This window comes from Endozoicomonas sp. YOMI1 (genome assembly GCF_024606345.1).
Taxonomy (GTDB): Bacteria; Pseudomonadota; Gammaproteobacteria; order Pseudomonadales; family Endozoicomonadaceae; genus Endozoicomonas.
Window position 1 is genome coordinate 1 of record NZ_JAHHPM010000578.1, and the last position, 1,409, is coordinate 1,409.

Annotated in this window: 1 protein-coding gene; it reads right to left on the reverse strand. The window is 41.7% G+C overall.

What is annotated here, in order from left to right:
• Positions 1 to 178: 178 nt before the first annotated feature.
• The gene (locus tag KDK15_RS20265; protein WP_257297214.1) at positions 179 to 898 is read right to left on the reverse strand and encodes a hypothetical protein; all 720 of its coding nucleotides are present in this window, start codon (positions 896 to 898) and stop codon (positions 179 to 181) included.
• Positions 899 to 1,409: the final 511 nt, after the last annotated feature.

Genomic DNA, 1,409 nt, shown 5'->3' on the forward strand with positions numbered 1-1,409 from the left:
AAATATAAAGTAATAAAAGCTCACGATAAAAGCCTTAATAACAAGAGCTATTCAGAGAGACTGTCTGAGAATAGACTGCGTTTGGTCGTATACGAGTGTATCTGGCAGGTGGATACCAAGACAGCTCAATCAGGTTAAAAAATGGACAGGCCAAAAAATAGAAGTTGATTCAAGCTCATTATTTTTTTGCTTTATTCGATTCTCTTACAAAGGCGGTAGCTTGCTTACCAGCGATTTTCGCTTGTTCTTTATCACCGGTATTCCTGAAAACTACATTGTAAGCCTTATTGTAAGTTTTCTGATAAGCCTTCCGGGCAGCTTTCACTTCCTCAGACTGTTCGTAAGCCTTTTGGGCGGCCTTCCGTTTCTTGGACTGTATGTAAGCCTTGCCTTTCTCGGACTGTAGCCAGGCTCTTCTGTTGGCCTTCCCTCTCTCGGACTGTTCCCAGGCTCGTCTGCAAGCCTTCCCTCTCTCGGACTGTGCCCAGGCTCGTCTGAAAGCCTTCCCTTTCTCGGACTGTGCCCAGGCTTGTTTGGAAGCCCTCCGTTTCTCTAATTGTGCGGAAGCCTTTCGGAAAGCCTTCCCTTTACCGGGCCGATCGTGAGCTGCTGCTGGCGTGAGGGGCATAGGTTCACCAGAACCGGACGATTCAGGTGCTGTAAACTCAATAATCTCCTTTGTAACTTGCTCTTGTGTGTCTTTATTTAACGGACCAACTACAACAACTGGACGTGACGGCTGAGAAGAACCAACTAATGAATTTTCCGAGGGTAATTTCTGAGCTATTTGTTGATAGTTTGTTAAGGTTGAATCTGTACGATCATCGTCAACAGGTTCACTGGCAAAATCACAGGATAAAATGTCATCAATGTCTTCTAGTGATAATTCAGGGAGCACTAATTCATTTTCAGTGGATGGTAAATGAGAAATTGCAAAATCATAAAGTGAGCGTGGAGAAGATTGTATGTCATGATTTATGACTTCCTGATTTAAATGTCGATAATGATATGGATTTACTGGCTGGGCAGAATATCTGGCCATACCTGAATGTGAACGGAAAACGCCAGATAATATTATAGGTTCCGCTGAAAAATCCTTTTCACAGGAATAAACAGAAACTAAATTTGAGTCTAAGTTAAATCTGTCCATTGAATTACTGCACTATTGAATTACAGCTTAAGACCGCTCATTATTATAAAAGCTTCCCCCTAACACATCCCATTCGATATTTATGTCAACCAAGCTTAAGGATTTGCCATGATTAATCAGTCAGTTTGAAAAGTGGGCAAGATGGGAGAAATAGAGGTTGATTTAAACCCATCATTTTTTGCTTTATTCGATTCTTTTATAAAGGCGGCAGCTTGCTTACCAGCGATTTTTGCTTGTTCTTTATCACCGGTATTCTTGA